General features: G+C 60.3%; 18 protein-coding genes. 12 read left to right on the plus strand and 6 right to left on the minus strand.

Annotated elements, in window-relative coordinates; genetic code table 11:
• Window positions 1–4: 4 nt before the first annotated feature.
• Together NZ453_RS11365 and NZ453_RS11370 are read right to left on the minus strand one after the other, a co-directional pair.
• Entirely contained in the window at window positions 5–1,108 is a 1,104-nt protein-coding gene (locus NZ453_RS11365) for an ABC transporter ATP-binding protein (RefSeq protein WP_263770696.1), read from the minus strand.
• 122 nt (window positions 1,109–1,230) lie between these two features.
• Window positions 1,231–2,385: an extracellular solute-binding protein gene (locus NZ453_RS11370; RefSeq protein ID WP_263770698.1), complete on the minus strand. Its 1,155-nt coding sequence runs from the start codon at window positions 2,383–2,385 to the stop codon at window positions 1,231–1,233.
• 282 nt (window positions 2,386–2,667) lie between these two features.
• Here NZ453_RS11370 and gloA point away from each other — a divergent pair, with 282 nt between their 5' ends.
• The 6 genes from gloA (at window position 2,668) to NZ453_RS11400 (ending at window position 7,718) form a co-directional block, all read left to right on the plus strand.
• Complete coding sequence (gene gloA, locus NZ453_RS11375; RefSeq protein WP_263770699.1) at window positions 2,668–3,051, plus strand: lactoylglutathione lyase; 384 nt, start codon at window positions 2,668–2,670, stop codon at window positions 3,049–3,051.
• A 208-nt stretch (window positions 3,052–3,259) separates the two neighbouring features.
• Window positions 3,260–4,153: a LysR family transcriptional regulator gene (locus NZ453_RS11380; RefSeq protein ID WP_263770700.1), complete on the plus strand. Its 894-nt coding sequence runs from the start codon at window positions 3,260–3,262 to the stop codon at window positions 4,151–4,153.
• 388 nt (window positions 4,154–4,541) lie between these two features.
• The gene (locus NZ453_RS11385; protein WP_263770701.1) at window positions 4,542–5,516 is read left to right on the plus strand and encodes a TRAP transporter substrate-binding protein; all 975 of its coding nucleotides are present in this window, start codon (window positions 4,542–4,544) and stop codon (window positions 5,514–5,516) included.
• Window positions 5,517–5,591: 75 nt separating this feature from the next.
• A complete protein-coding gene (locus NZ453_RS11390) occupies window positions 5,592–6,086 on the plus strand; it encodes a TRAP transporter small permease (RefSeq protein ID WP_263770702.1) in 495 nt (164 codons plus the stop codon).
• Window positions 6,077–7,435: a TRAP transporter large permease gene (locus NZ453_RS11395; protein ID WP_263770703.1), complete on the plus strand. Its 1,359-nt coding sequence runs from the start codon at window positions 6,077–6,079 to the stop codon at window positions 7,433–7,435. The genes NZ453_RS11390 and NZ453_RS11395 overlap by 10 nt, the downstream gene beginning before the upstream one ends.
• A gap of 151 nt (window positions 7,436–7,586) precedes the next feature.
• Window positions 7,587–7,718: a hypothetical protein gene (locus NZ453_RS11400; protein ID WP_263770704.1), complete on the plus strand. Its 132-nt coding sequence runs from the start codon at window positions 7,587–7,589 to the stop codon at window positions 7,716–7,718.
• Window positions 7,719–7,880: 162 nt separating this feature from the next.
• Here NZ453_RS11400 and NZ453_RS11405 read toward each other — a convergent pair whose 3' ends face one another.
• The 3 genes from NZ453_RS11405 to ggt all read right to left on the minus strand — a co-directional run bounded on the left by NZ453_RS11405 (window position 7,881) and on the right by ggt (window position 10,960).
• Window positions 7,881–8,372 carry a hypothetical protein gene (locus NZ453_RS11405; protein WP_263770705.1) on the minus strand — a complete coding sequence of 164 codons (492 nt, stop codon included), beginning with the start codon at window positions 8,370–8,372 and terminating at the stop codon, window positions 7,881–7,883.
• 29 nt (window positions 8,373–8,401) lie between these two features.
• Window positions 8,402–8,884 carry an RcnB family protein gene (locus NZ453_RS11410; RefSeq protein ID WP_263770706.1) on the minus strand — a complete coding sequence of 161 codons (483 nt, stop codon included), beginning with the start codon at window positions 8,882–8,884 and terminating at the stop codon, window positions 8,402–8,404.
• A gap of 306 nt (window positions 8,885–9,190) precedes the next feature.
• Window positions 9,191–10,960, minus strand: coding sequence for a gamma-glutamyltransferase (ggt, locus tag NZ453_RS11415; protein ID WP_263770707.1), 1,770 nt, complete (start codon window positions 10,958–10,960; stop codon window positions 9,191–9,193).
• A 234-nt stretch (window positions 10,961–11,194) separates the two neighbouring features.
• Between ggt and NZ453_RS11420 the strand changes: the two genes are divergently transcribed.
• The gene (locus NZ453_RS11420) at window positions 11,195–12,403 is read left to right on the plus strand and encodes a dienelactone hydrolase family protein (protein WP_263770708.1); all 1,209 of its coding nucleotides are present in this window, start codon (window positions 11,195–11,197) and stop codon (window positions 12,401–12,403) included.
• A gap of 130 nt (window positions 12,404–12,533) precedes the next feature.
• Here NZ453_RS11420 and NZ453_RS11425 read toward each other — a convergent pair whose 3' ends face one another.
• Window positions 12,534–13,511: a polysaccharide deacetylase family protein gene (locus tag NZ453_RS11425; RefSeq protein ID WP_263770709.1), complete on the minus strand. Its 978-nt coding sequence runs from the start codon at window positions 13,509–13,511 to the stop codon at window positions 12,534–12,536.
• Between the two features lie 334 nt (window positions 13,512–13,845).
• Between NZ453_RS11425 and NZ453_RS11430 the strand changes: the two genes are divergently transcribed.
• From NZ453_RS11430 to NZ453_RS11450, 5 genes are all read left to right on the plus strand, one after another.
• Window positions 13,846–15,009: an efflux RND transporter periplasmic adaptor subunit gene (locus tag NZ453_RS11430; RefSeq protein WP_263770710.1), complete on the plus strand. Its 1,164-nt coding sequence runs from the start codon at window positions 13,846–13,848 to the stop codon at window positions 15,007–15,009.
• Between the two features lie 31 nt (window positions 15,010–15,040).
• The gene (locus tag NZ453_RS11435; protein WP_263770711.1) at window positions 15,041–15,730 is read left to right on the plus strand and encodes an ABC transporter ATP-binding protein; all 690 of its coding nucleotides are present in this window, start codon (window positions 15,041–15,043) and stop codon (window positions 15,728–15,730) included.
• Between the two features lie 40 nt (window positions 15,731–15,770).
• Window positions 15,771–16,979, plus strand: a complete 1,209-nt coding sequence (locus NZ453_RS11440) for an ABC transporter permease (RefSeq protein WP_263770712.1) — start codon at window positions 15,771–15,773, stop codon at window positions 16,977–16,979.
• A gap of 9 nt (window positions 16,980–16,988) precedes the next feature.
• Entirely contained in the window at window positions 16,989–18,191 is a 1,203-nt protein-coding gene (locus NZ453_RS11445) for an ABC transporter permease (RefSeq protein ID WP_263770762.1), read from the plus strand.
• A 298-nt stretch (window positions 18,192–18,489) separates the two neighbouring features.
• Window positions 18,490–20,115, plus strand: coding sequence for a methyl-accepting chemotaxis protein (locus NZ453_RS11450; protein ID WP_263770713.1), 1,626 nt, complete (start codon window positions 18,490–18,492; stop codon window positions 20,113–20,115).
• Window positions 20,116–20,227: the final 112 nt, after the last annotated feature.

A 20,227-nucleotide genomic window follows, 5' to 3' on the forward strand; every position in this document is an offset into this window, starting at 1 on the left:
GTTCCTAGTGCGTGAGTACGACAGGGTCGGCCTCGTCCCACCAAAAAAAGACTCGGTCGTCCCACGTGATGTCGATGTTTTCCAGACGGCTGCCGTTCGGCTCGGTGACGACCACCGTGCGCCCATCCTGCATTTCCACGATGAACGAACTGTAGCTCCCGAAATAACCGATCTCGCGCACCTTGCCGCTGAAGAGATTCACGTTGACGTTCGGGCGGGTCTTCGAAATGTAGATCTTCTCCGGTCGCACGGCGATCGTCAGCGGCATCCCGATCGAACCGCCAATGCCATGATCGATATGCACGACGCCCTGGTCGATCGTAATCTCACTCCGATCATGCTCATCCACGCTGAGCTGACCATCAAACAGGTTGATGTTGCCAATGAAGTCGGCGACGAAGCGGTTGGTCGGGCACTCGTAGATCTCCTGCGGCGTCCCCACCTGTAACACCCGGCCATGACTCATGACGGCAATCCGTGACGCCATCGTCATCGCCTCTTCCTGATCGTGCGTCACCATGACCACCGTAACACCGACGGATTCGATAATGTGCACGAGCTCGAACTGCGTACGTTGCCGCAGTTTCTTGTCGAGCGCACCCAAAGGTTCGTCGAGCAGCAGAAGTTGGGGCTTCTTGGCCAAGCTGCGTGCCAGCGCCACCCGTTGCTGCTGGCCGCCCGATAGCTGATGCGGCTTGCGTTTGGCGTACGCCGTGAGCTGCACAAGTTCGAGCATTTCCTCGACGCGTGTCTTGATCTGCGCGGGCGGCATGCCTTCACGCTTCAACCCGAAAGCGACGTTGTCCCAAATATTAAGGTGAGGAAACAATGCGTACGACTGGAACATCATATTGATCGGCCGCTCGTAGGGCGGGAACGATGCAATGTCCAGGCCGTTCAGCAACACCCTCCCCGCAGTGGGCTTTTCGAACCCGGCGAGGATACGCAGCAGTGTGGACTTGCCGCACCCGGAACTGCCGAGAAGCGCAAATATTTCACCCTTCTGAATGGAGATGGAGACGTCGTCCACGGCGACGACATCATCGAACCGCTTGACCAGATTCTCTGTCAGCAAGAAGCCGGACGGGTGCGAGTCATGTTGATTCATGACGGTTATGTGCTCACGCTAAGGAAAGAAGTACGGCCCAAAAGAAAGCTGTGCATCACCCCCACGATAATGCACAGCCGTTTACATTTCGACGATTGTAAGAGAAGCGGGTTTGTCCGGCGCTACTGGCCTTTCTTAAACAACGTGTAGACGTTGCTCATCGACTCGCGTGCCTCGTTGCTGAAACTCGACGGCGAGACCATCTTCTCCATGTTGGCAGCGTCCACGAAAACCGTCCTGTTCTCGGCGATCTCCGGCTTCACCTTGGCGATGCTCGCCTTGTTCGCCGTGGCGTACGAGAGTTCGTTGGTCAGCGAAGCGGACACCTCAGGACGCAGGAAATAGTCGATGAACGCATGCGCGTTGTTCGGATGCTTGGCGTCCTTCGGAATGGCAAGCGAGTCGAAGAAGATCAAGCCGCCCGTCTTCGGCAGCAAAACTTCGATCTGGTTATCGCTCTTGTTCTCGATCGCCCGACTACGCGCGATGTTCATGTCCCCCGCCCAACCAAGCGCAACGCAGGCTTTGCCCCCGGCCAAGTCGTCGATCATCGTACTCGTGAATAGCCGAATGTGCGGGCGAACCTTGGCCAGCATTTCTCCCGCAGCTTTGTGATCCGCTGGGTCGTTTGAATACGCATTCTTGCCGAGGTAATGCATGGCCGGCGGTATCACCTCGGTTGGCGAGTCGAGATAGGCAATGCCGCAGGACTTCAGTTTCTCGGTATACGTTGGATTGAAGACGAGATCCCAGGCGTTCTCCGGCATGGGCGTCGAACCAAGAGCCTTGGTGACCTTGGCCTTATTGATGCCTACCGTCGTGTAGCTCCAGGCCCACGGAACGAGATATTCGTTACCCGCGTCCACCGAAGCCAGCTTGCTCATGATCGCCGAATCGAGGTTTCCATAGTTGCTGATCTTCGATTTATCCAGCTTCATCAGCAGGCCACCGTCGATCTGCGACTTGGCGAAAACAGCGCCCGGAACGACGAGGTCGAATCCGCTATTGCCTGCCACCAACTTCGCATGCAGGCCCTCGTTGTTCTCGAATGTCTGATAGTTGACCTTGATGCCGGTTTCTTTTTCGAAATCGGCCACCATGTTGGACGAAATGTAGTCGGCCCAGTTATAGATATTGAGGACCTTCTCTTCCGCATTCGCCGGTGCGGCTGCCACCGGAGCGCTGGTTGCGGGTGCGGCGGGTGCCGCTTCCTCCTTTTTCCCACACCCTGCCAAAGCGGCCAAGGACAGTGCAAGAACCAGGATATTTCGTTTCATAGTTGTCGATTGCTCCAGGAAATGAGGCGAAATAAAGATCGGTTGCGGTCTGGTGATAAGACCTGGCAGGCGAACAATTTTATCCCGAATTGTTTGACGGATGAGCAAGGGAATCCCGATCCTTGCCACAAAATGAGACGAAACGTCTCCGCGATCATACTTTGGTCGAAAGAGGGATTCGTCGAAACCCTGACGTCTGGTTCCTTGAGACGAAGGCGCGATAGAATCTCTTGGTCACTCAGGCGCGCCATGCGCCCGAACGCTCACAGAAAGGAAAAGCCCGTGAGAATCCTACATACGATGATCCGTGTCGGCGACCTCGACCGATCCATCAAGTTTTACACCGAAGTTCTCGGCATGCGCGTCCTGCGCCGCCAGGACTATCCCGAAGGGAAATTTACGCTGGCCTTCGTCGGCTTTGGCGAAGAGAGCGAAGGCGCGGTCATTGAGTTGACGCATAACTGGGACACGCCGTCCTACGAACTAGGCAACGGCTTCGGTCATATCGCGCTGGCGGTCGACGACGCTTACGCCACCTGCGACCTGATCAAGAAACGCGGGGGGAAAGTCACCCGGGAAGCAGGCCCAATGAAACACGGGACGACAGTGATAGCATTTGTCGAAGATCCGGACGGCTACAAGATCGAGCTGATCGAGAGGAAATAAGTCGATCGCGGTCAGCGGGTGGCGGGGCAGCCGCGCCACGGCCCGAGCGAGTTCATGGAACGTGGTTTGCCTCAACAGCAACCAGGCGCAAGAGACCAGGACTGCGCAAAAGTGCCGGTTATCGACTGCCTAAGCGGGTCAGTGCGAGGCCGCAAATGACGGGCCGACACGCCGCAGGATGCCGAGTCCATAGCGGGGGAGAGATCAGGTGGATGTTCGCCGGCTGAAGTATTTCATTGCCATCGCGGAGGAGCGCAGCATCAGCCGCGCAGCGGAACGCCTACATATTACGCAACCGCCGCTCACCCGGCACATCCAATCCCTTGAGGAAGAACTGGGCGTTCAGCTCTTCATTCGCAACAGTGCGGGCGTTGAACTCACGCAGGCCGGCACGGCGCTGCTTGCCCATGCCCACAACATCAGCGCCCACGTTGAACTCGCGACGGAACAGATCCGGCGAGTGGCCGTCGGGCAGGCCGGCCGGATTGATATCGGCGTTTTTGGTTCGGCAATGCTCAACATCGTGCCGCGTATATTGAGCGCATTCACCGCCAGCCATCCCGACGTCAAGGTCGTACTGCACAACGCGGCCAAACAAAGGCAGGTCGGCGCCCTGCATCAAGGAAGAATCCTGATCGCGTTCGACCGCTATTTCCCTGACTCGCCGGACATCGAGACAGAGCTCATCTGCCGCGAACCGCTGTGGGTAGCACTCAACGCCAATCATCCGCTGAGCCGTCAGCATGAGATAACGCTGGATGATCTGCGCGACCAACCGCTGATCGGCGAGCAAGACCAGAGCGTATTCATCGCCGGGCACGCGCTATTCGAGCATCACCGCTTCGAACCCATGGTCGTTCAGAAGGCTACCGACCTCATCGCCGCGGCCGTCATGGTGGCCGGGGGATTTGGTTGCGCCTTGATCCCGGAATCCGTACTGAGTCTGCAGCTTCCTCAAGTGGTTTATCGGCCATTGAAAGCAACCGTCGAGTGCTCGATCGCCGTGCACTGTGCCTATCGAAAAGGAGAGGAATCCCCGCTCCTCAGGGAGATGCTCGATGTCGTTCATGCGTATCGGCACGAAAACCGCCTTCCCGGCTAACACAGGGCTAACACATACCGAATAGGCATGACGGTCATTGTTTTTAGCATTGGAAAGCATCCTCGTCTCTCAACATAATCGCGCCGCAAGATGGTAGGGTAACCATCGTCGGGGGAAGCAAGCTCACACTCGCCAGTCAAAAAACCGAGAGAGGTGAGCGCCGTCGCGGGGGTTAACTCGTTCATTTTTTGTCGGTTCGTTCCCGCCCGTTCTTGCCGGAATGGCTCTTCGCGACAATAACAACAAAAATGAAACGGCGTTTCAAAAACACCTTGAACACTGTTTCTGCTTGGCGTATATTCCGACGTTACTGGGAGCGGAGAGGGCCTTCAACCCCGGGTTTTATTCAAAGCGTTTTGATAATGTGCTTCTTATAGAGGAGGAGACCATGCACAAGAAACTGTTGACTGTTTTGGGGGTGGCGTTGGCATCGGCATTTGCCATGGGCGCCGCAAATGCGCGCGATTTCCGCTCGGCAGACGTTCACCCGCTCGACTATCCGACGGTGATGACGGTCAAGAAGATCGGCGAAATCGTTAGCCAGAAAACCGGCGGCAAGTACAACGTCAAGGTTTTCGGCAATAGCGCCCTCGGGTCGGAAAAGGACACCGTCGAGCAAGTGAAGATTGGCGCCCTCGACATGGTGCGCGTCAATACGGCCGCCTTCCATGGCATCGTTCCCGAATCGATGATCCCGTCGTTCCCGTTCATCTTCCGTGACATTAACCACTTCCGTAAGGTCGTCAACGGCCCGATCGGCGACGAAATCCTGGCTGCCTTCGAAAAGGCCGGCTTCGTCGGATTGGTGATGTGGGAATCGGGAGCACGGTCGATCTATGCCAAGAAGCCGGTTCGCAACCTGGCCGACGTGAAGGGCATGAAGATCCGTGTTCAGCCTTCCGACCTCTGGGTAAGCCTGGTGCAGGCGATGGGTGCGAACCCGACGCCGATCCCCATGGCTGAAGTGTATACGGCACTGAAGACCGGCCTCGTCGACGCGGCGGAAAACAACTATCCGTCGTATGAGACCGCCAAGCACTACGAAGCGGCCCCGGTCTACAGCGAAACGCAGCACGTGATGGCCCCGGAAGTTTTGGTCTTCTCGAAGAAGGTCTGGGACACCTTGAGCAAGGAAGAACAGAAGGTCATCCGCGACGCCGCGAAGGAAACCGTTCCGTACTATATCGACCTGTGGACGAAGAAAGAGCAAGCTTCGAAGGAAGCCACGATCAAAGCAGGCGCGCAGTACATCAACGACGTCAACAAGGCTGAATTCGTCAACGTCATGAAGCCGGTGTGGGACAAGTTTGCCCCGACCCCGGAACTCAAGGCGCTGGTGAAGAAAATCGTCGACACAAAGTAATCTGATCGTCGCTGTCGATGCCATAAAGTCCGAAGGTGTGAGATTTCCACCTTCGGCTTTTTTTGGAGTGAAGTAATGGATTGGCTAACAAACCTTAACGCTCGGCTATCGCGCTGGGCGATGTATATTGCAGTCGCCTGCCTGCTGAGCATTGTGGCAGTTGTCGTTGGGTCTGTTATCTGGCGCTACATACTCAACGATGCCCCCGCGTGGTCGGAGCAAGTCGCACTCATCCTGGTTATCAACGTCGCTATGTTCGGTGCGGCGGCGGGTGTGCGTGACGAGGGGCATATCGGAATGGAGTCTTTGATTGGTCTCCTGCCGAAAAGCGTTCAATTCTGGGTCGGAAACCTGGTTGGTGTAATCACCATTTGCTTCGGTATATCGCTCGTGCTCGGATGCACCGCGATGGCCATTTCCGTGTGGTCAAACCTGATACCGACGCTTGGGATTTCAGAGGCCTACCGCTACATACCGTGTATCGTCGCTGGCGTTCTCATCATCATGTTCTCGGTCGAGCATCTGATTGCTATGTCGACCGATAAGGAAGTGGTCCCATCATGGCACTGACCGTACTTTGCATTAGCTTCACCCTTTTTCTGCTGCTCGGGGTTCCGGTAGCGTTTTCGATTGCCCTGAGCTGCCTGGCGACGTACTGGGTTGAGGGCTTCCCTCTGGAACTCGCGTTCCAGAACATGATTTCCGGGATGAACGTGTTTTCGTTCCTCGCCATTCCGTTCTTCGTGTTTTCGGGCGAATTGATGCTGCATGGCGGCATCGCCGACAAGATTGTCAATTTCGCCCGTAATCTGGTGGGCCATTGGCGCGGCGGTTTGGGCATGGCAAACGTCGTCGCCTGCACGCTGTTCGGCGGTGTCTCGGGCTCCCCGGTGGCGGACGTCTCGGCCATGGGCGGTGTCATGATCCCGATGATGAAGAAGGAAGGTTACAGCGCCGACTACGCGGTCAACGTGACCACACACGCTGCCTTGTGCGGTGCTCTGATGCCAACCTCGCACAACATGATCATCTATGCGTTCGCCGCATCGAGCACGGCCGGCATGCTGGCCGGCCCGAACATCATGGTCAAGGGCGCCTCCATCGGCGAATTGATGTTCGCTGGCCTGCTGCCGGTTCTGGTCCTGATGGTCTGCATGCTGCTCGCCGCCTACTGGGTAGCGAAAAAGGAAGGCTACCCGCGCCGTCCCGATGGATCGAGCCAACTCGACAAGTTTGCCGGCTGGCATGCGGTCTTCACGTCGTTCATCTCTGCCATCCCCGGCATGCTGGTCGTCATCATCATTCTCGGTTGCATCATCGCCGGAGTGACGACAGCAACGGAGGCGGCCGGCATCGCGGTGACGTATTCCTTGCTGCTCACCTTCGTCGCCTACCGTACGATGGATTGGCACAAGCTGATGAAGGCGGCGGCTAAAGCCGCCAAGACCACCGGCGTCGTGCTGCTGCTGATCGGCGTGTCGACGATGTTCCAGTACATCATGGCGATTCTGGAGATCCCGGATAAAACGGCGCAGGCGCTGCTCTCCGCGACCGATAACCCGTACGTGATGTTCTTCCTCATCAACCTGATTCTGTTCCTGCTCGGCACCTTCATGGACATGGCGTCCACGATCCTGATCTGCACGCCGCTCTTCCTGCCCTTGTCTCTGCAAATGGGTATGGGGCCGGTCCAGTTCGGCATGGTCATGCTCCTCAACTGCGCGTTGGGACTGAACACCCCGCCAGTGGGAACGACGCAGTTTGTCGGATGCGCCATTGGGGAGGTTTCAGTCGAACAGGTGATGAAGAGCATTCTGCCGTTCTACGGCGCACTGTTCGCGGTCATGGCGGTGGTTACGTACGTGCCGGCTTTCTCGACCTGGCTTCCGAGCCTGATCAAGGGCGCACCGGTTTACTGAGCAAAGTCCTTGGTAAGCAAGAAACGGGACCTTCGGGTTCCGTTTTTTTTTGCCCTTGTTCTCTAAAACCTCTTCTCGCAGTCTCGCGGTTCGCGTCCTATACTGGATTGCCCGCGCACCTTCTGCGGGCTCTTTATTAGGAGACTGAGAAATGGGGAAATCGAAAGAAAGCACGAAGGAAACCAAGAAACAACCCACCAAGACCCCGAAGGAGAAAAAGGCCGCCAAGCTGGCCAAGAAGCATGCGGGGGCAGCTACACCGCTGGTCCCGAGTCATTCTTAGTCGTTCTCATGCGGCGAACGTTCGGTTCGCCGCATCCTTCATCCGGAGCCGGTTAAAGCAATTTGAATTGAAGCCACTTTTCGGCGGTGACGTTTCCGTCCTAAGCAGGTCACCGAACGAAACCGCGACCCATCGGGCTTCCGTGTCGCGCCCCAATCGGCCTTACTTCACTTCGTATTCGAAACTCGCCGCCAACTGCCCCTCGACGATGACCTCGAGGTGCCTGCGCCCTGCAGGTTCGTTCGGCCCAATGGCCCATTCGCCGAAAATCTTGCCGTCAACGGGTACGAGCTGACGCTGGCTGACCTGGTTGCGTCTTGGCCAGTCGATTTCGACGGTTTCAAAGCCTGGTCGTTCCACCTTGCGAGCTTCGGCCGACTTCTCGGCTTTCGCGACGTTGGGCACGAGATACTCTTCGCGTACGCTCACGCTTCGTCTCGTCGTCCGCAGTTCGAGCACCCAGCCGTAACGTTGGCCTTCGCGATGCGGCACAACACGCGTCGACCGGAACTGGACTTCATCCTTCTCTTTGGTATCGAAGAGGCCGAAGTCGGCCGCGACGATCTCAACGGCAGGCGGAGGCGGCGGAGCCGCTCCCAGCGCACCGGAGGAAAACGCGAGCACGGCACCAAACATCGCCGCCGAGCGAAGCATTCGGAATCCGAAACGCGACTGGCTATGCATTAGCGAACGATATCCTGAATCGCATCGATGACCATCGAGCTGCCCACGGCAATCAGCAGGATGTCGCCGGCCACCTGGACATAACGATGCCCAGGTGGAGGCGGCGGCATATGCACGACGAGATCGCGCGGAAGTTCGTAGTAGCGCACATCACGCGGAAGCGGTCTGCCGACGGCCCATTTCTTTGCCTGCCCGGGGGGCAGGCAGCCGTTGCGCTTTTTTGCCAAGCCGGGCGGGCAGTTCCCACGCCCCATTTCGGCGGAGTAATAGTCGCGTGCAACGGTACGGTCGTGATCCCCGAACCAGGCTTCGACACGCACGTCCGGCCCTCCAGGTCCACGGTCGCGATGCTCTTCGACATGCTGAGGACGTTCCTGATTGCCCCGTCCGTGCTTGTTCCCACCCTTCTCAGCAAGCGCCGTCGCAGGCGACAGTGCGAGCGCGGCAAGCAGAATGACGATTGTTTTCTTGTCGAAGAACATGGCGAGCACCTCTTTATTTGGGTCTATTGTCAATGCCCTGAGCGACAGGACAGCCCGATTCTATACGACGCACCGCCCAGCCTCGGCGCGAATAGGTAACAAAATGCTACGCTGGCCGCGATGCGCTTGGATTCGTAATTGATGCCACGTCTGTGGCCCTGCCCCCGACGGGGGATGCTTAGTCTCGTCGTGCAACCCGCCCATCCCCGCCCAGGAGGCACGCCCTCTAGGGAATAGCCCGGCCGCTCTCCGCGCTTGCGATACCGCACAAGTCACGGCCGGGGAGCACCGATGTCGGCGGTTACTCTAGTAGCCGACCGCCGCCCCGGACGGACGCCGGCCGTCATTTGCACCGTAGAAAAAACCGGAGCGGACGCGACCAGACACGGCCGCATCGTTACCCGAGCTGGCCGGTGAGACACCCGCGGCTCCCGGCAGACCGATAAGGATCAGTTCCGCGGCGCCCCAGGGCGTCTGTTCCGTCATCTTGTAGCCCATGTCCTTTAGGACTTTCAACGTGTCGGCGGACAAGCCGCGGGTCTCGTAATACACCTCGTCCGGTAGCCATTGATGGTGAATGCGCGGCGCATCGACCGCCTCCTGCGGGGTCATGCCGTGATCGATGATGTTGAGAGCCGTCTCCAGCGTGATCGTAATGATGCGTGAACCGCCCGGTGAGCCGAGCACCATGAAGGTCTTGCCGTCCTTCGTCACCAGCGTCGGCGACATCGAGGACAAAGGCCGCTTGCCGGGAACGATCGCGTTGGTCGCGCCCTGCACGAGACCGTACAGATTCTTTACGCCAGGCTTGACGGTAAAGTCGTCCATCTCGTTATTCAGGAAGAAGCCGGTTCCCGGCGCAATGACGACGGCGCCGAAGCGACCGTTGACGGTGTAAGTGGTCGACACCGCGTTCCCATCCTTATCGACGATCGAATAGTGCGTCGTCTCGGTCTTCTCGTGCGGGGGCATTCCGGGCTGGACTTCAGATGACGGCGTCGCCTTGTCCGGCAGGATGCGAGCGCGAATGGCCGCCGCGTAATCGTCGCTGAGCAGGCGGTCGAGCGGATTGGTTACGAACGCCGGGTCGCCGAGAAAGGTATTGCGATCCATGAAGGCATGCCGCATCGCCTCGGCCATTACATGAATGGTGGCCGCCGAATTGAAGCCCATCGACTTGAGATCGTAGCCTTCGAGCGTGTTCAGAATCTGGCACATCGTCGTGCCACCCGAACTGGGCGGCGGCGCCGAGAGGAAGACGTAACCGCGGTACTCGCACGATACCGGCTTACTCTCGCTGATCGCATAGTCGGCAAAGTCAGCCGCCGTCAAAAGTCCTCCGCCGAGCTTTGCCGCGGCTTCCACGACTTGCGGGATCTTGCCGTGGTAGAACGCGTCCGGTCCGCGCTTGGCGATCGCTTCCAACGCACGTGCGAGGTCCTTCTGCACGAGACGGTCGCCGGGTTGCAATGGTGTTCCGTCACGGCGCAGGAATAGGCGGGCGGATTCCGGGTCCTGTTTGAAGCGCTCGATCGTCGTGTCCAGAATGTCGGTATCGCCGCGGTTGAGAATGAAACCTTCCCGGGCGAGCTTGATGGCCGGCTTCATCACTCGTGCGCGGCTCATCGTTCCGTACTTCTGCAACGCCGTATCGAGACCAAGTACCGTACCCGGTACGCCCGCCGCGAGAAAGCCATACAGGCTCGCATCCTTCACCGGGTTGCCGGCGGCATCGAGGTACATGTTCGCCGTCGCCGCCGCCGGAGCCTTCTCGCGGAAGTTGATGAACACATCGCGTCCATCGGCCAGATGGATGGTCATGAAGCCGCCGCCGCCGATGTTTCCGCAGCAAGGATTCACCACCGCCTGGGCGTATCCGACCGCCACCGCCGCGTCGACCGCGTTACCTCCAGCCTTCAGGATATCGACACCGACTTTGGAGGCGAGATGTTGCGAGGTAACCACCATTCCGTTTTTCGCCTCGGCCGCCGGCAGCGATGCCGCCTGAGTAACGCCAACGGATGAGAGCAACGAAACGGAAAGCACCAGATATCCGACGCATCGACGAACGCTCATTGTTTTCTCCTTGTAGAGGTGACCCGCCAGCACTCAGACGAGGGCCAGCGGAGTAACGTTCCCTGCCATCGAAGGCGGGGGCGCTACGTGGAGCGGCGGCAGACCGGATTCGTCATGCGCAGCCATTCCTTTCGCTGCCAGCGGCATCGCGTTACCATTCGGCGAGGCGGCCACGGCCGCTCACCCGAAACGCATACGACTCTGCACAGCTGTACCGCCAGCGTACGCCGAAAAATGGTCCAACGGTTTGCCTTCCTGCTCGCCTTTCTCTGCACGTCAACAAGCTTCGCGCAGGAAACAACGATCATGCTGCCGAGCTATCGCCAGGACAGCGCGCTCACCGCTTACTGGTTCCCGACGTCGGCTCCCGCCTCTGACAGGGCCCCGGCCATCATCGCCTTGCATGGCTGTTCCGGCGCCCTCGATAGCAAGGGAAAGCTCACTGCAAAGTGGAAAGAGCTTGCGGTCTGGTTCAATCGCGAGGGCATGCATCTCCTCGTTCTCGACAGCTTTACCCCGCGGGGCATCAAATCGATCTGCGAGATTCCGAACCGAGAGCGAACCCTCGGCGAGCAGGAGCGAAGGGAGGATGTCTTCGCCGCGATTCGCTGGCTCGCCGCACGCCGCGACGTCGACAGCGACCGTATCGTAATTGCCGGTTGGTCGCATGGCGCGCAAACAGTCCTCAAGACGCTCGACCGGAGCGATCCCTTCGTCGCCAGGCAGCCGACGCAACCTCGCGCGGCCGTTGCTTATTACCCCGGGTGTTCAGCGACGAATCGAACGCCCGACTACGCCCTCTCTGCGCCACTGCTCATCATGGCCGGGGAACTCGACGACTGGACTCCGGCCAAGGCCTGCGTCGAACTTGCAGAGCGTCTGCGTGCCCCGGGCATCAATAATCAAACCCACGCCGGGATAGAACTCATCGTCTACCCGGGCAGTTATCACGGCTTCGATGGTACGGCACCTGTCACCTTACGGCGCAACGTCGGGAATACGCGATCCGGCACAGCGACCGTTGGGGGCAATCCGGAGGCGCGCATCAACTCTCGCGAGCGCCTGTTCGACTACCTTGCCGAAAAGTTGGATCGCCCCCTTCGCCTTTCTCACGCGCAGCGCTTCTTCACCCATACCCAGGAAATTCCCCCAGCGAGCGGCTTCGCTCGTTACGACGACGCGAACGCTGTCCCTCTTGGCGATAAAGGAAGACAACGCTACGCGCATTTTCTGACGCTTCCCAAACCGAAGGCGTTTGTCATCACGGAAAAGGGTGGGTGGTTCATGAGCGCAGACAACGTCAACGCGATTTCCACCGCATTCAGCTATTGCCCGCAAGAAATGACTTGTTGGCTGTACGCGGTGGACGACCGCGTTGTCTGGGAAAAAGAACGCCCGCGTCGGTTGTCGGTCGCGACCGACGGGGAAACCAGCCACGAGTAAGCGAAAGCCGGTGTTCTCATCACCTTCGCAAGCATTTCGTTTTTTGCGGCACCGTCCCCACAGCGCGAACTGTCGTTTTCGAACGTAATCCGCCCGCGCTGGGTGTGCCGAGAAGAACGAGGGAGCCGCTCTACCGCCCGCGTCTCGCGAAATGCCCCAAGCGCCGAGCAAGCTGTTCAACGTGCCGCCTGCTCGTCGCCCAGCGGGAAAGGGAAAGCGGTTCGGTCGAATGCGCGGGATGTGGAAGAACGACAGGCGACGCCGCAAAGCCGTCGGTCGGGAACTCATCGGCGTGTTGCCCTAGCCACCCACACACCTTCTCGAAACGTCGGCGAACGATCCGGTCCTCACGCTGCAAGTCCGGGGTGAGGAGTTCAAAGTTGTGAGAGACGATCGTCGCGTCCGAACGCCCCGCGTCGCGTGTTGCCCGCAACGCCTGCACGATTTCGGCAGAAGAACAGGCGGTAACCTGAAGTGGGCGCTTCTTCCCGAACCCATCCCGGAAAACCGTGACCGGGTATTCCGTTATTCCGCCGACCGAACAACGGTCAAGGTTCCACGTGTGCGCGTCGCCGGGATAAGGAAAATCGAAACAAGGGTTCACGCTGCTATCGACAACAATGCCGTTGTCGCTGAGCGCGCTTAGCGTGTGCGAGTTGATCGAATAGTTGCCGCTCCTGAAAGCCGTTGGCCGTGGTGCTCCCGCTGCGACGAGCCGGTCGACACACGCGCTTAAGACAGCCCGTTGCTCCGATGGCTCGAGCGAATGCAGATTCCGCGTTTTGCTTCTTTTCGCTATCAGCGGCACGGCGAGTTCATCCAGCCACTCGGGATGGAGGTGCAGTTGTACCTCTTGGCCGGCGTCCAGGACGAGGCCGACAATTTCCTGTAAAGGCTCGATACCGAAGCAAAAGGAAAAGAGCGGCTCGACGAAAAACACGGCTTTCAGGCCGTGGTCGCGGAGAATTCTCAGATTGAGAGGCAGTGCCGCGCTCTCCCCGGGAGGAGGCCCGTACACGTACTTGCGAAACGCAAGAGGAAAGTCTTCCTTCAGGCGCCGCCACCCTTGGCACCATACTTCGACGTCGAACGTAAGATGCACCCGCATATAGTTGTCTTGTCACTAGTTAATGAGGGCAGCCCCCTACCCTTTGCAAACTTTAACAGTCGTCTAGCCGGCCGCATGCCGGCAAGTTCCTTGACATTTTCATCATCCCGAGATTGGAAATCGGCCGACAAATACGGCCTCAGAGCAGTCGTTCGGTTGAGCTTTTCAGGGTGTCATTCCCAAGGTCCGATGGCCTCGGTAGTTTGGGAAGTGAATTCAAGCGAGCTCCGTTGAAGAACGCCGAAAAGCTCGACGTTTGCAGAGGCTTGCTACACCGCCTGAATTGCCCGACCATACCGTTCTGGTTATGCCTCGCGGTTAAGCCGCTCTTGCCATGTCGCCCTGGATCCGCCGCCTGTCCGTTGCCTTTGTCGTCATTGCTCTGCTCGGTGCCGCCGTGTGGTGGCTGGGAAGACCGAAGCCGGTCGCCGTTGTGGCGAAGGAAATCAATCGCGGCACGGTGGAATCGAGCATCGCCAACACGCGCGCCGGCACCGTCGAGGCCTGCCAGCGCACGAAACTGTCCACGATCATGGGCGGCCGCATCGAAGTGTTGGCCGTCAAAGAGGGAGACCGCGTCAAGAAAGGCCAACTGCTGATGAAACTATGGAACGACGATCAGCAGGCGCAAAGTACGTTGGCCATGGCGCAGGTAGCAACGGCCCGTCAGCGGGTCAACGAAGCCTGTGCGCAGGCGGTGAACGCCGAGCGCGAAGCGGAGCGCCAGAAAGCCTTGCGTGACCGCGGCTTCGTCTCCAGTTCCCGCGAAGAATCGGCACGCACGGAGGCACAGGCGAAGCGCGCGGCATGCGCCGCCGCGAAAGCCGACGTCGCGCAATTCCAGGCCAAGGTTGACGCGACGCGCGTCGAACAAGGCCGGACGGTCCTCTACGCGCCATTCGACGGCACCATCGCGGAGATTGTCGGAGAAGTCGGCGAATATTCGACGCCTTCGCCACCGGGAGTACAGACGCCGCCGGCCATCGATCTCATCGACGACTCCTGCCTCTACGTGAAGGCTCCGATGGACGAGGTCGACGCGCCGAAGATCCTGGTCGGCCAGCCCGTGCGCATCAGTCTCGATGCCCTGCCGAAGAAGAGCTTCCCCGGCAAAGTAAAGCGGATCGCGCCTTATGTGTCAGCCGTCGAAAAGCAGGCGCGCACAGTGGATATCGAAGCGACGTTCGACGATCCGTCGGCCCCCGGAAAACTCCTCGTCGGCTACAGCTCGGACGTCGAAGTGATCCTGGCCGCGCGTGCAAATGTCATCCGCGTGCCGACGTCGGCGCTGCTCGAAGGCGGCCGCGTGCTCGTCGCGGGAAACGGCGGACGGCTTGAGGAACGGCAGGTCAAGACGGGGCTCGCCAATTGGGAATACACCGAAGTGCTCGACGGACTGGCCGTCGGGGACCGCGTGGTCACCTCGCTCGAACGCGCTGGCGTCAAGGCGGGAGCGCCATACGCCATCGAGGCACCGGCAACCGCCGGGACCAAATAACAACTGGGTCGGCGTTCGTTTTCGTTTTCGCATGGATGCGCTGATCAAACTCTCCGGCATCGAGCGGATCTTCCACTTGGGAGACAGCGAGGTGCACGCCCTGCGCCACCTCGACCTGCGCATCCACCCGGGAGAGTATGTCGCAGTCATGGGCCCGTCGGGGTCGGGGAAGTCCACGCTGCTCAATCTCCTTGGTCTGCTTGACCGTCCAAACGCAGGCAGTTATCACCTCGAGGGACGCGACGTGACGACGCTGACGCCGGAGGAACAGGCTCGGGTGCGCAGCCGGCGTATCGGTTTCGTCTTCCAGAGCTTCCATCTCGTTCCCCGGCTGACGGCCGCCGAGAATATCGCGCTGCCGATGACGCTCGCTGGCATTGCGCCCGCCGAACGCCAACGCCGTGTCGAGCGGGCGCTCAACGACTACGGCCTCGCCAACCGTGCTTCGCACCGGCCGAACGAGCTATCGGGCGGGCAGCGCCAGCGCGTCGCCATCGCGCGGGCGACAGTCATGCAACCGGCGATGATCCTGGCCGACGAGCCGACCGGAAACCTCGATCGCGCGACCGGCGAGGAAGTGATGCATCTCCTGGAAACGCTCAACCAGAGCGGCGTCACGTTGATCGTCGTCACCCACGACGCGGTCCTCGGCAGCCGCGCCCGGCGCCAACTGCTGATGGAAGACGGCGAGTTGCGGCACGATTCGGCGAGTGCGGCCTGATGCGCGCGGCAGTTCGTCATTAGTACAGGACGGCCGTACGATGCGAGCCCCCGACCTGTTCCGTTTCGCCCGTGATGCCGCCACCGGCAATCCGCTGCGCAGTTCGCTGCTCGTCCTGGCGATGTCGATCGGTGTCGGCGCCGTCGTCGTTCTGACCGCTCTCGGCGACGGAGCACGCCGTTACGTCGTCAACGAATTCTCGTCGATCGGCACCAACCTCGTCATCGTGCTTCCCGGACGTTCGCAGACAGGTGGTTTCAATCCCGGCAATTCCATTACCAACACCCCGCGCGACCTGACCGTCGACGATGCGCAGGCGATGTTGCGCGCCAGCGCCGTGCGCCGCGTCGCGCCGATGACCGTCGGCACCTCCGAGATCAGTTTCGGTGGCAAGCTGCGCGAAGTGTTCGTCGTCGGAGCGACAGCCGAATTCATCGACGTGCGCCGGCTGAGCCTCGCTCAAGGTCGGTTCCTTCCCACGGGCGATTGGCGGCGCGGCGCGTCGGAGGCGGTGATCGGCGCCAAGATCCGCGATGAACTGTTCGGATCGGAGCCGGCACTCGGCCAATTGGTGCGTGTCGGCGATCGACGCTTCCGAATCGTCGGCGTCATGGCGGCGACCGGCCAGGGACTCGGACAGAATACCGACGAGCTGGTCATCGTTCCTGTGGCCTTGGCACAAGCGATGTTCAACAGCAACACGCTGTTCCGCATCCTCGTCGAGGCCAACAGCCGCGAAGCAATCGAACGCGCCAAGACGCAAGTGGCTGAGATCGTCAAGCAACGGCACGAAGGCGAGGAGGACGTAACCGTCATCACGCAGGATGCCGTGCTCGCCACCTTCGATCGGCTGCTCGGCGCACTAACGCTGGCCGTCGCCGGCATCGCGGCAATCAGTCTTGCCGTCGCCGGCATTCTGGTCATGAACGTGATGCTAGTCTCGGTGACGCAACGTACCGCCGAGATCGGCCTGCTGAAGGCGCTCGGGGCAACAGGAGCGACGATCCGCCGCGCCTTCCTTGCCGAAGCCGCGATGCTTTCGCTCGCTGGCGCCGTCCTTGGCTATCTCATCGGGCAGACGGCGGCCTTCCTGTTGCGCCAGATGTATCCCGCGTTTCCCGCCTATGCCCCCGATTGGGCCGTTCTCGCGGGACTCGGTACGGCACTCGTGACGGGCATCCTCTTCGGGGTCTTGCCCGCCCGGCGTGCCGCTCGGCTCGACCCCGTCGAATCGCTCGCCAAACGATAGGCGACGATGATCAGGCCCGCCGATACCCTCCACCTCGCCTGGCGTGCATTGACGGCGCATCGACTGCGCAGCTTTCTGACGCTGCTCGGCATCGCGGTCGGTATTGCCGCGGTGATCTTGCTCACGTCGATCGGCGAAGGCGTGCATCGCTTCGTCCTCGCGGAATTCACTCAATTCGGCACCAACCTCGTCAGCGTCGAGCCGGGCAAGGTGAAAACCTCCGGGCCCGCACCGACGGGCATCCCGAGTTCGGTCCGACCGCTGACCCTCGACGATGCGCGTGCGCTCGAACGCCTGCCGAACGTCACGGGCGTATCGCCGCTCGTCTGGGGCAATACCGAGGTCAAGGCCAACGGCCGCCTGCGCCGCACGACGATCAACGGCGTCGGCGCGGCAATGACCAAGGTCTACAGCATCAAAGTGCGCAGCGGGCAATTCCTGCCACCCGAGGAATCGGAGAATGCGCGTGCCTTCGTCGTTCTCGGATCGAAACTGAAGACCGAACTCTTCGGGGCGGACAATGCCTTGGGCGCCCGTCTCTCGATCGGCAATCTGCAATTCCGCGTGATCGGCGTGCTCGAATCGAAGGGCCAGTTTCTCGGCATCGACCTCGACGATGCCGCGTATATCCCGACAGCGCGCGCGCTTGAGCTCTACAACCGTGCCGGCATGATGAAAATCGACCTCACGTACACGGAAGGCGTACCTTCGACCCATGTTCGGGAAGCCGTCATCGCCACGTTGAAGGCGCGCCACGGACGGGAGGATTTCACCGTCACGACACAGGAGGACATGCTGCGCACCCTGTCCAACATCCTCGACATCCTGACCATGGCCGTGGGCGCGCTGGGCAGTATTTCATTGCTTGTCGGCGGCGTCGGCATCGTCACCATCATGACCATTTCGGTCACAGAAAGGACAAGCGAGATCGGCTTGCTCGTCGCCCTCGGTGCGCCGCGGCACACCATCCTCTGGCTATTTCTGGGTGAAGCGGTGGCCCTTTCCTCCCTCGGCGGCGTGATCGGCCTGACACTTGGCGTCGGGCTGGCCCAGGCTATCCACCTCACGCTGCCCGCCCTTCCGGTTCACACCCCTTTGGTTTTCGTGATGGCCGCCGAAGCGGTCGCCATCGGCATCGGATTACTCGCGGGAGTCCTCCCCGCACGTCGGGCGGCGAGACTCGACCCCGTGGAAGCCTTGCGGGCCGAGTAAAACCGCTTGTCCGCCAACCACCTGCGGCCGGCGGGCAGATTTACCCCCGGATGCCCTAACCGACGGTAAACCGCCTAACGCCACGGCGGCGCACGCCCGGGTGTATCATTTTTCGTGCTGACCCGCATAACTAAACCATATCAGCACAGAAGAATGGCGCCCTCGTCTCCGGATGTTCCCGACGCGGCCTCCCGGCCGATGTCCTGCATTTCCCAACGTTTTGCTGTCCCCCGTTCGACCCGGCTTCGACATCCGAGCCTCTTCTGCTCCTCTGTTCACCTCGAAAGGAATCAGGATCATGAAGCTCCAAGCCCGAACCATCTCGACGAAGCTATTGTTGTGGTCATGCCTGTGCTCGCTGCTGGTGATCTCTGCCATCGTGCTGTTCGTCCGCACGGCGATGATTCCCCAGATGACGGACAAGGCACTGGAAACGCAAACCAACGCGCTGGCTCATTCGCTCAAAGGCCTTTATGGCAACGCCGCCCAGTGGACCGACGCCGCGCTGGGAACGGAAAACCTGCTCGATCCCTTCACGAGCGGCGGCAATACCGTTGCCACGCTATTCGTCAACAAGGACGGCAAGTTCGTCCGCGCAACGACAACGCTGAAGAAAGAAGACGGTACCCGGGCAGTAGGCACCGCCCTCGACCCTGAGTCGGCCGCGGCCAAGGCGCTTGGTGCTCGCCAGGGCTACTCGGGGCAAATCACGCTGTTCGGTCGCAAGCACATGGCCACGTACCTGCCGGTAGAGCTCGGCGGCAATCTCAACGGAGCCGTCTTCGTAGGCATCGACTACGGCTCGGCCGACGCGATGCTGAGCATCGCTCACCGCATGGTCTACGTGACCATCGGCGTCGGCATTGTCGGCCTCGCCTTCCTCGCCGCCGGCCTCGCTTACGCGATACGCAAGATTCTTTCCGAACGCCTGAACACCTTCATCACCATGGCCGAGGATTTGGCGAACGGCCGCGGCGATCTCACCGTCCGCCTCGACGAGTCGAGCGGTGACGAACTCGCGCGTGTGGCCCGCGCCTTCAACACCTTCCTGGGCATGCTGCACACCATGTTTGTCGACTTCAAGGACGAGGCGGCGCGCATGGGCAAATCCGCGCACGAGATCGGTTCGGTGGTACACAAGACCAACGAACAGGTTCAGGCGCAGCACGAGGTCACGAGCACGGTGGCGGCGACGGTCGAGGAAATCTCGGTCTCAATCAGCGAAGTGTCCGGCCAGGCGGCACGCTCGAAGGAAGCTGCACGCGCCGTGCAGCAGAGGACGGCCGAAGGCGGTGGCGACCTCGCGGCGCTTTCCGGGTCGCTCGACAAGACGGAAGAATCGTTGCAAGCCGTGAGCGAACTGACGAAGTCGTTCATCCAGGACGTCGGTGAAATCGACAACCTCGTCGCGCTGGTGTCGGAGATCGCCAATCAGACCAACCTGCTGGCCCTCAACGCGGCCATCGAGGCCGCGCGCGCCGGCGAGAGCGGCCGCGGGTTCGCCGTTGTCGCGGACGAAGTTCGCAAACTCGCGACTCGCTCCAATGAAACCGCCGAGTCGATTCGCGCAACCACCGTTCACCTCGGCGAACGCTCAAGCAAGGTGGCGTGTGCACTCGAAGGCAGCGAGGCGTCCTTACAGGACTGCGTTACCTGCATGGACAAGGTGCAGAAGGGTCTCGGCGAAATCGACTCGCTGGTGGCGGAAGTCGCCGTAGGAGCGGACGATGTATCGACGATGGTCAGCGAACAGTCGGTTGCCTCGCAAAATATCGCCAAGAACATGGAGTCGTTGTCGATCGCGGGCGAAAGCACGGCGAACCAGATGAATATCGCCGCGTCGATCGCCACCGACCTGGAGAACGTCTCACAGGTCATGCTGAAGGCAATGGCCGGCTTCAAAACGCAGGAACGAACTGCCTGACCCGCTGAGTGCGGCTTTCCGACAACGCGCGGAAGAATAGGCCGGCGGCGTTTCAGGGTATCGTTGCGTATCGCGTATCGTGACGGATGCGTCGCATCGATTAGGGAGGTCG

The organism is Propionivibrio soli (assembly GCF_025770765.1).
GTDB lineage: Bacteria > Pseudomonadota > Gammaproteobacteria > Burkholderiales > Rhodocyclaceae > Propionivibrio > Propionivibrio soli.

Bases quoted from the DNA above. Each gene is read 5' to 3' on its own strand.
- NZ453_RS11365 (WP_263770696.1), bottom strand. From the start codon at position 1,108: ATGAATCAACATGACTCGCACCCGTCCGGCTTCTTGCTGACAGAGAAT.
- NZ453_RS11370 (WP_263770698.1), bottom strand. From the start codon at position 2,385: ATGAAACGAAATATCCTGGTTCTTGCACTGTCCTTGGCCGCTTTGGCA.
- NZ453_RS11385 (WP_263770701.1), top strand. From the start codon at position 4,542: ATGCACAAGAAACTGTTGACTGTTTTGGGGGTGGCGTTGGCATCGGCA.
- NZ453_RS11390 (WP_263770702.1), top strand. From the start codon at position 5,592: ATGGATTGGCTAACAAACCTTAACGCTCGGCTATCGCGCTGGGCGATG.
- NZ453_RS11395 (WP_263770703.1), top strand. From the start codon at position 6,077: ATGGCACTGACCGTACTTTGCATTAGCTTCACCCTTTTTCTGCTGCTC.
- NZ453_RS11400 (WP_263770704.1), top strand. From the start codon at position 7,587: ATGGGGAAATCGAAAGAAAGCACGAAGGAAACCAAGAAACAACCCACC.
- NZ453_RS11405 (WP_263770705.1), bottom strand. From the start codon at position 8,372: ATGCTTCGCTCGGCGGCGATGTTTGGTGCCGTGCTCGCGTTTTCCTCC.
- NZ453_RS11410 (WP_263770706.1), bottom strand. From the start codon at position 8,884: ATGTTCTTCGACAAGAAAACAATCGTCATTCTGCTTGCCGCGCTCGCA.
- ggt (WP_263770707.1), bottom strand. From the start codon at position 10,960: ATGAGCGTTCGTCGATGCGTCGGATATCTGGTGCTTTCCGTTTCGTTG.
- NZ453_RS11420 (WP_263770708.1), top strand. From the start codon at position 11,195: ATGGTCCAACGGTTTGCCTTCCTGCTCGCCTTTCTCTGCACGTCAACA.
- NZ453_RS11425 (WP_263770709.1), bottom strand. From the start codon at position 13,511: ATGCGGGTGCATCTTACGTTCGACGTCGAAGTATGGTGCCAAGGGTGG.
- NZ453_RS11430 (WP_263770710.1), top strand. From the start codon at position 13,846: ATGTCGCCCTGGATCCGCCGCCTGTCCGTTGCCTTTGTCGTCATTGCT.
- NZ453_RS11435 (WP_263770711.1), top strand. From the start codon at position 15,041: ATGGATGCGCTGATCAAACTCTCCGGCATCGAGCGGATCTTCCACTTG.
- NZ453_RS11440 (WP_263770712.1), top strand. From the start codon at position 15,771: ATGCGAGCCCCCGACCTGTTCCGTTTCGCCCGTGATGCCGCCACCGGC.
- NZ453_RS11450 (WP_263770713.1), top strand. From the start codon at position 18,490: ATGAAGCTCCAAGCCCGAACCATCTCGACGAAGCTATTGTTGTGGTCA.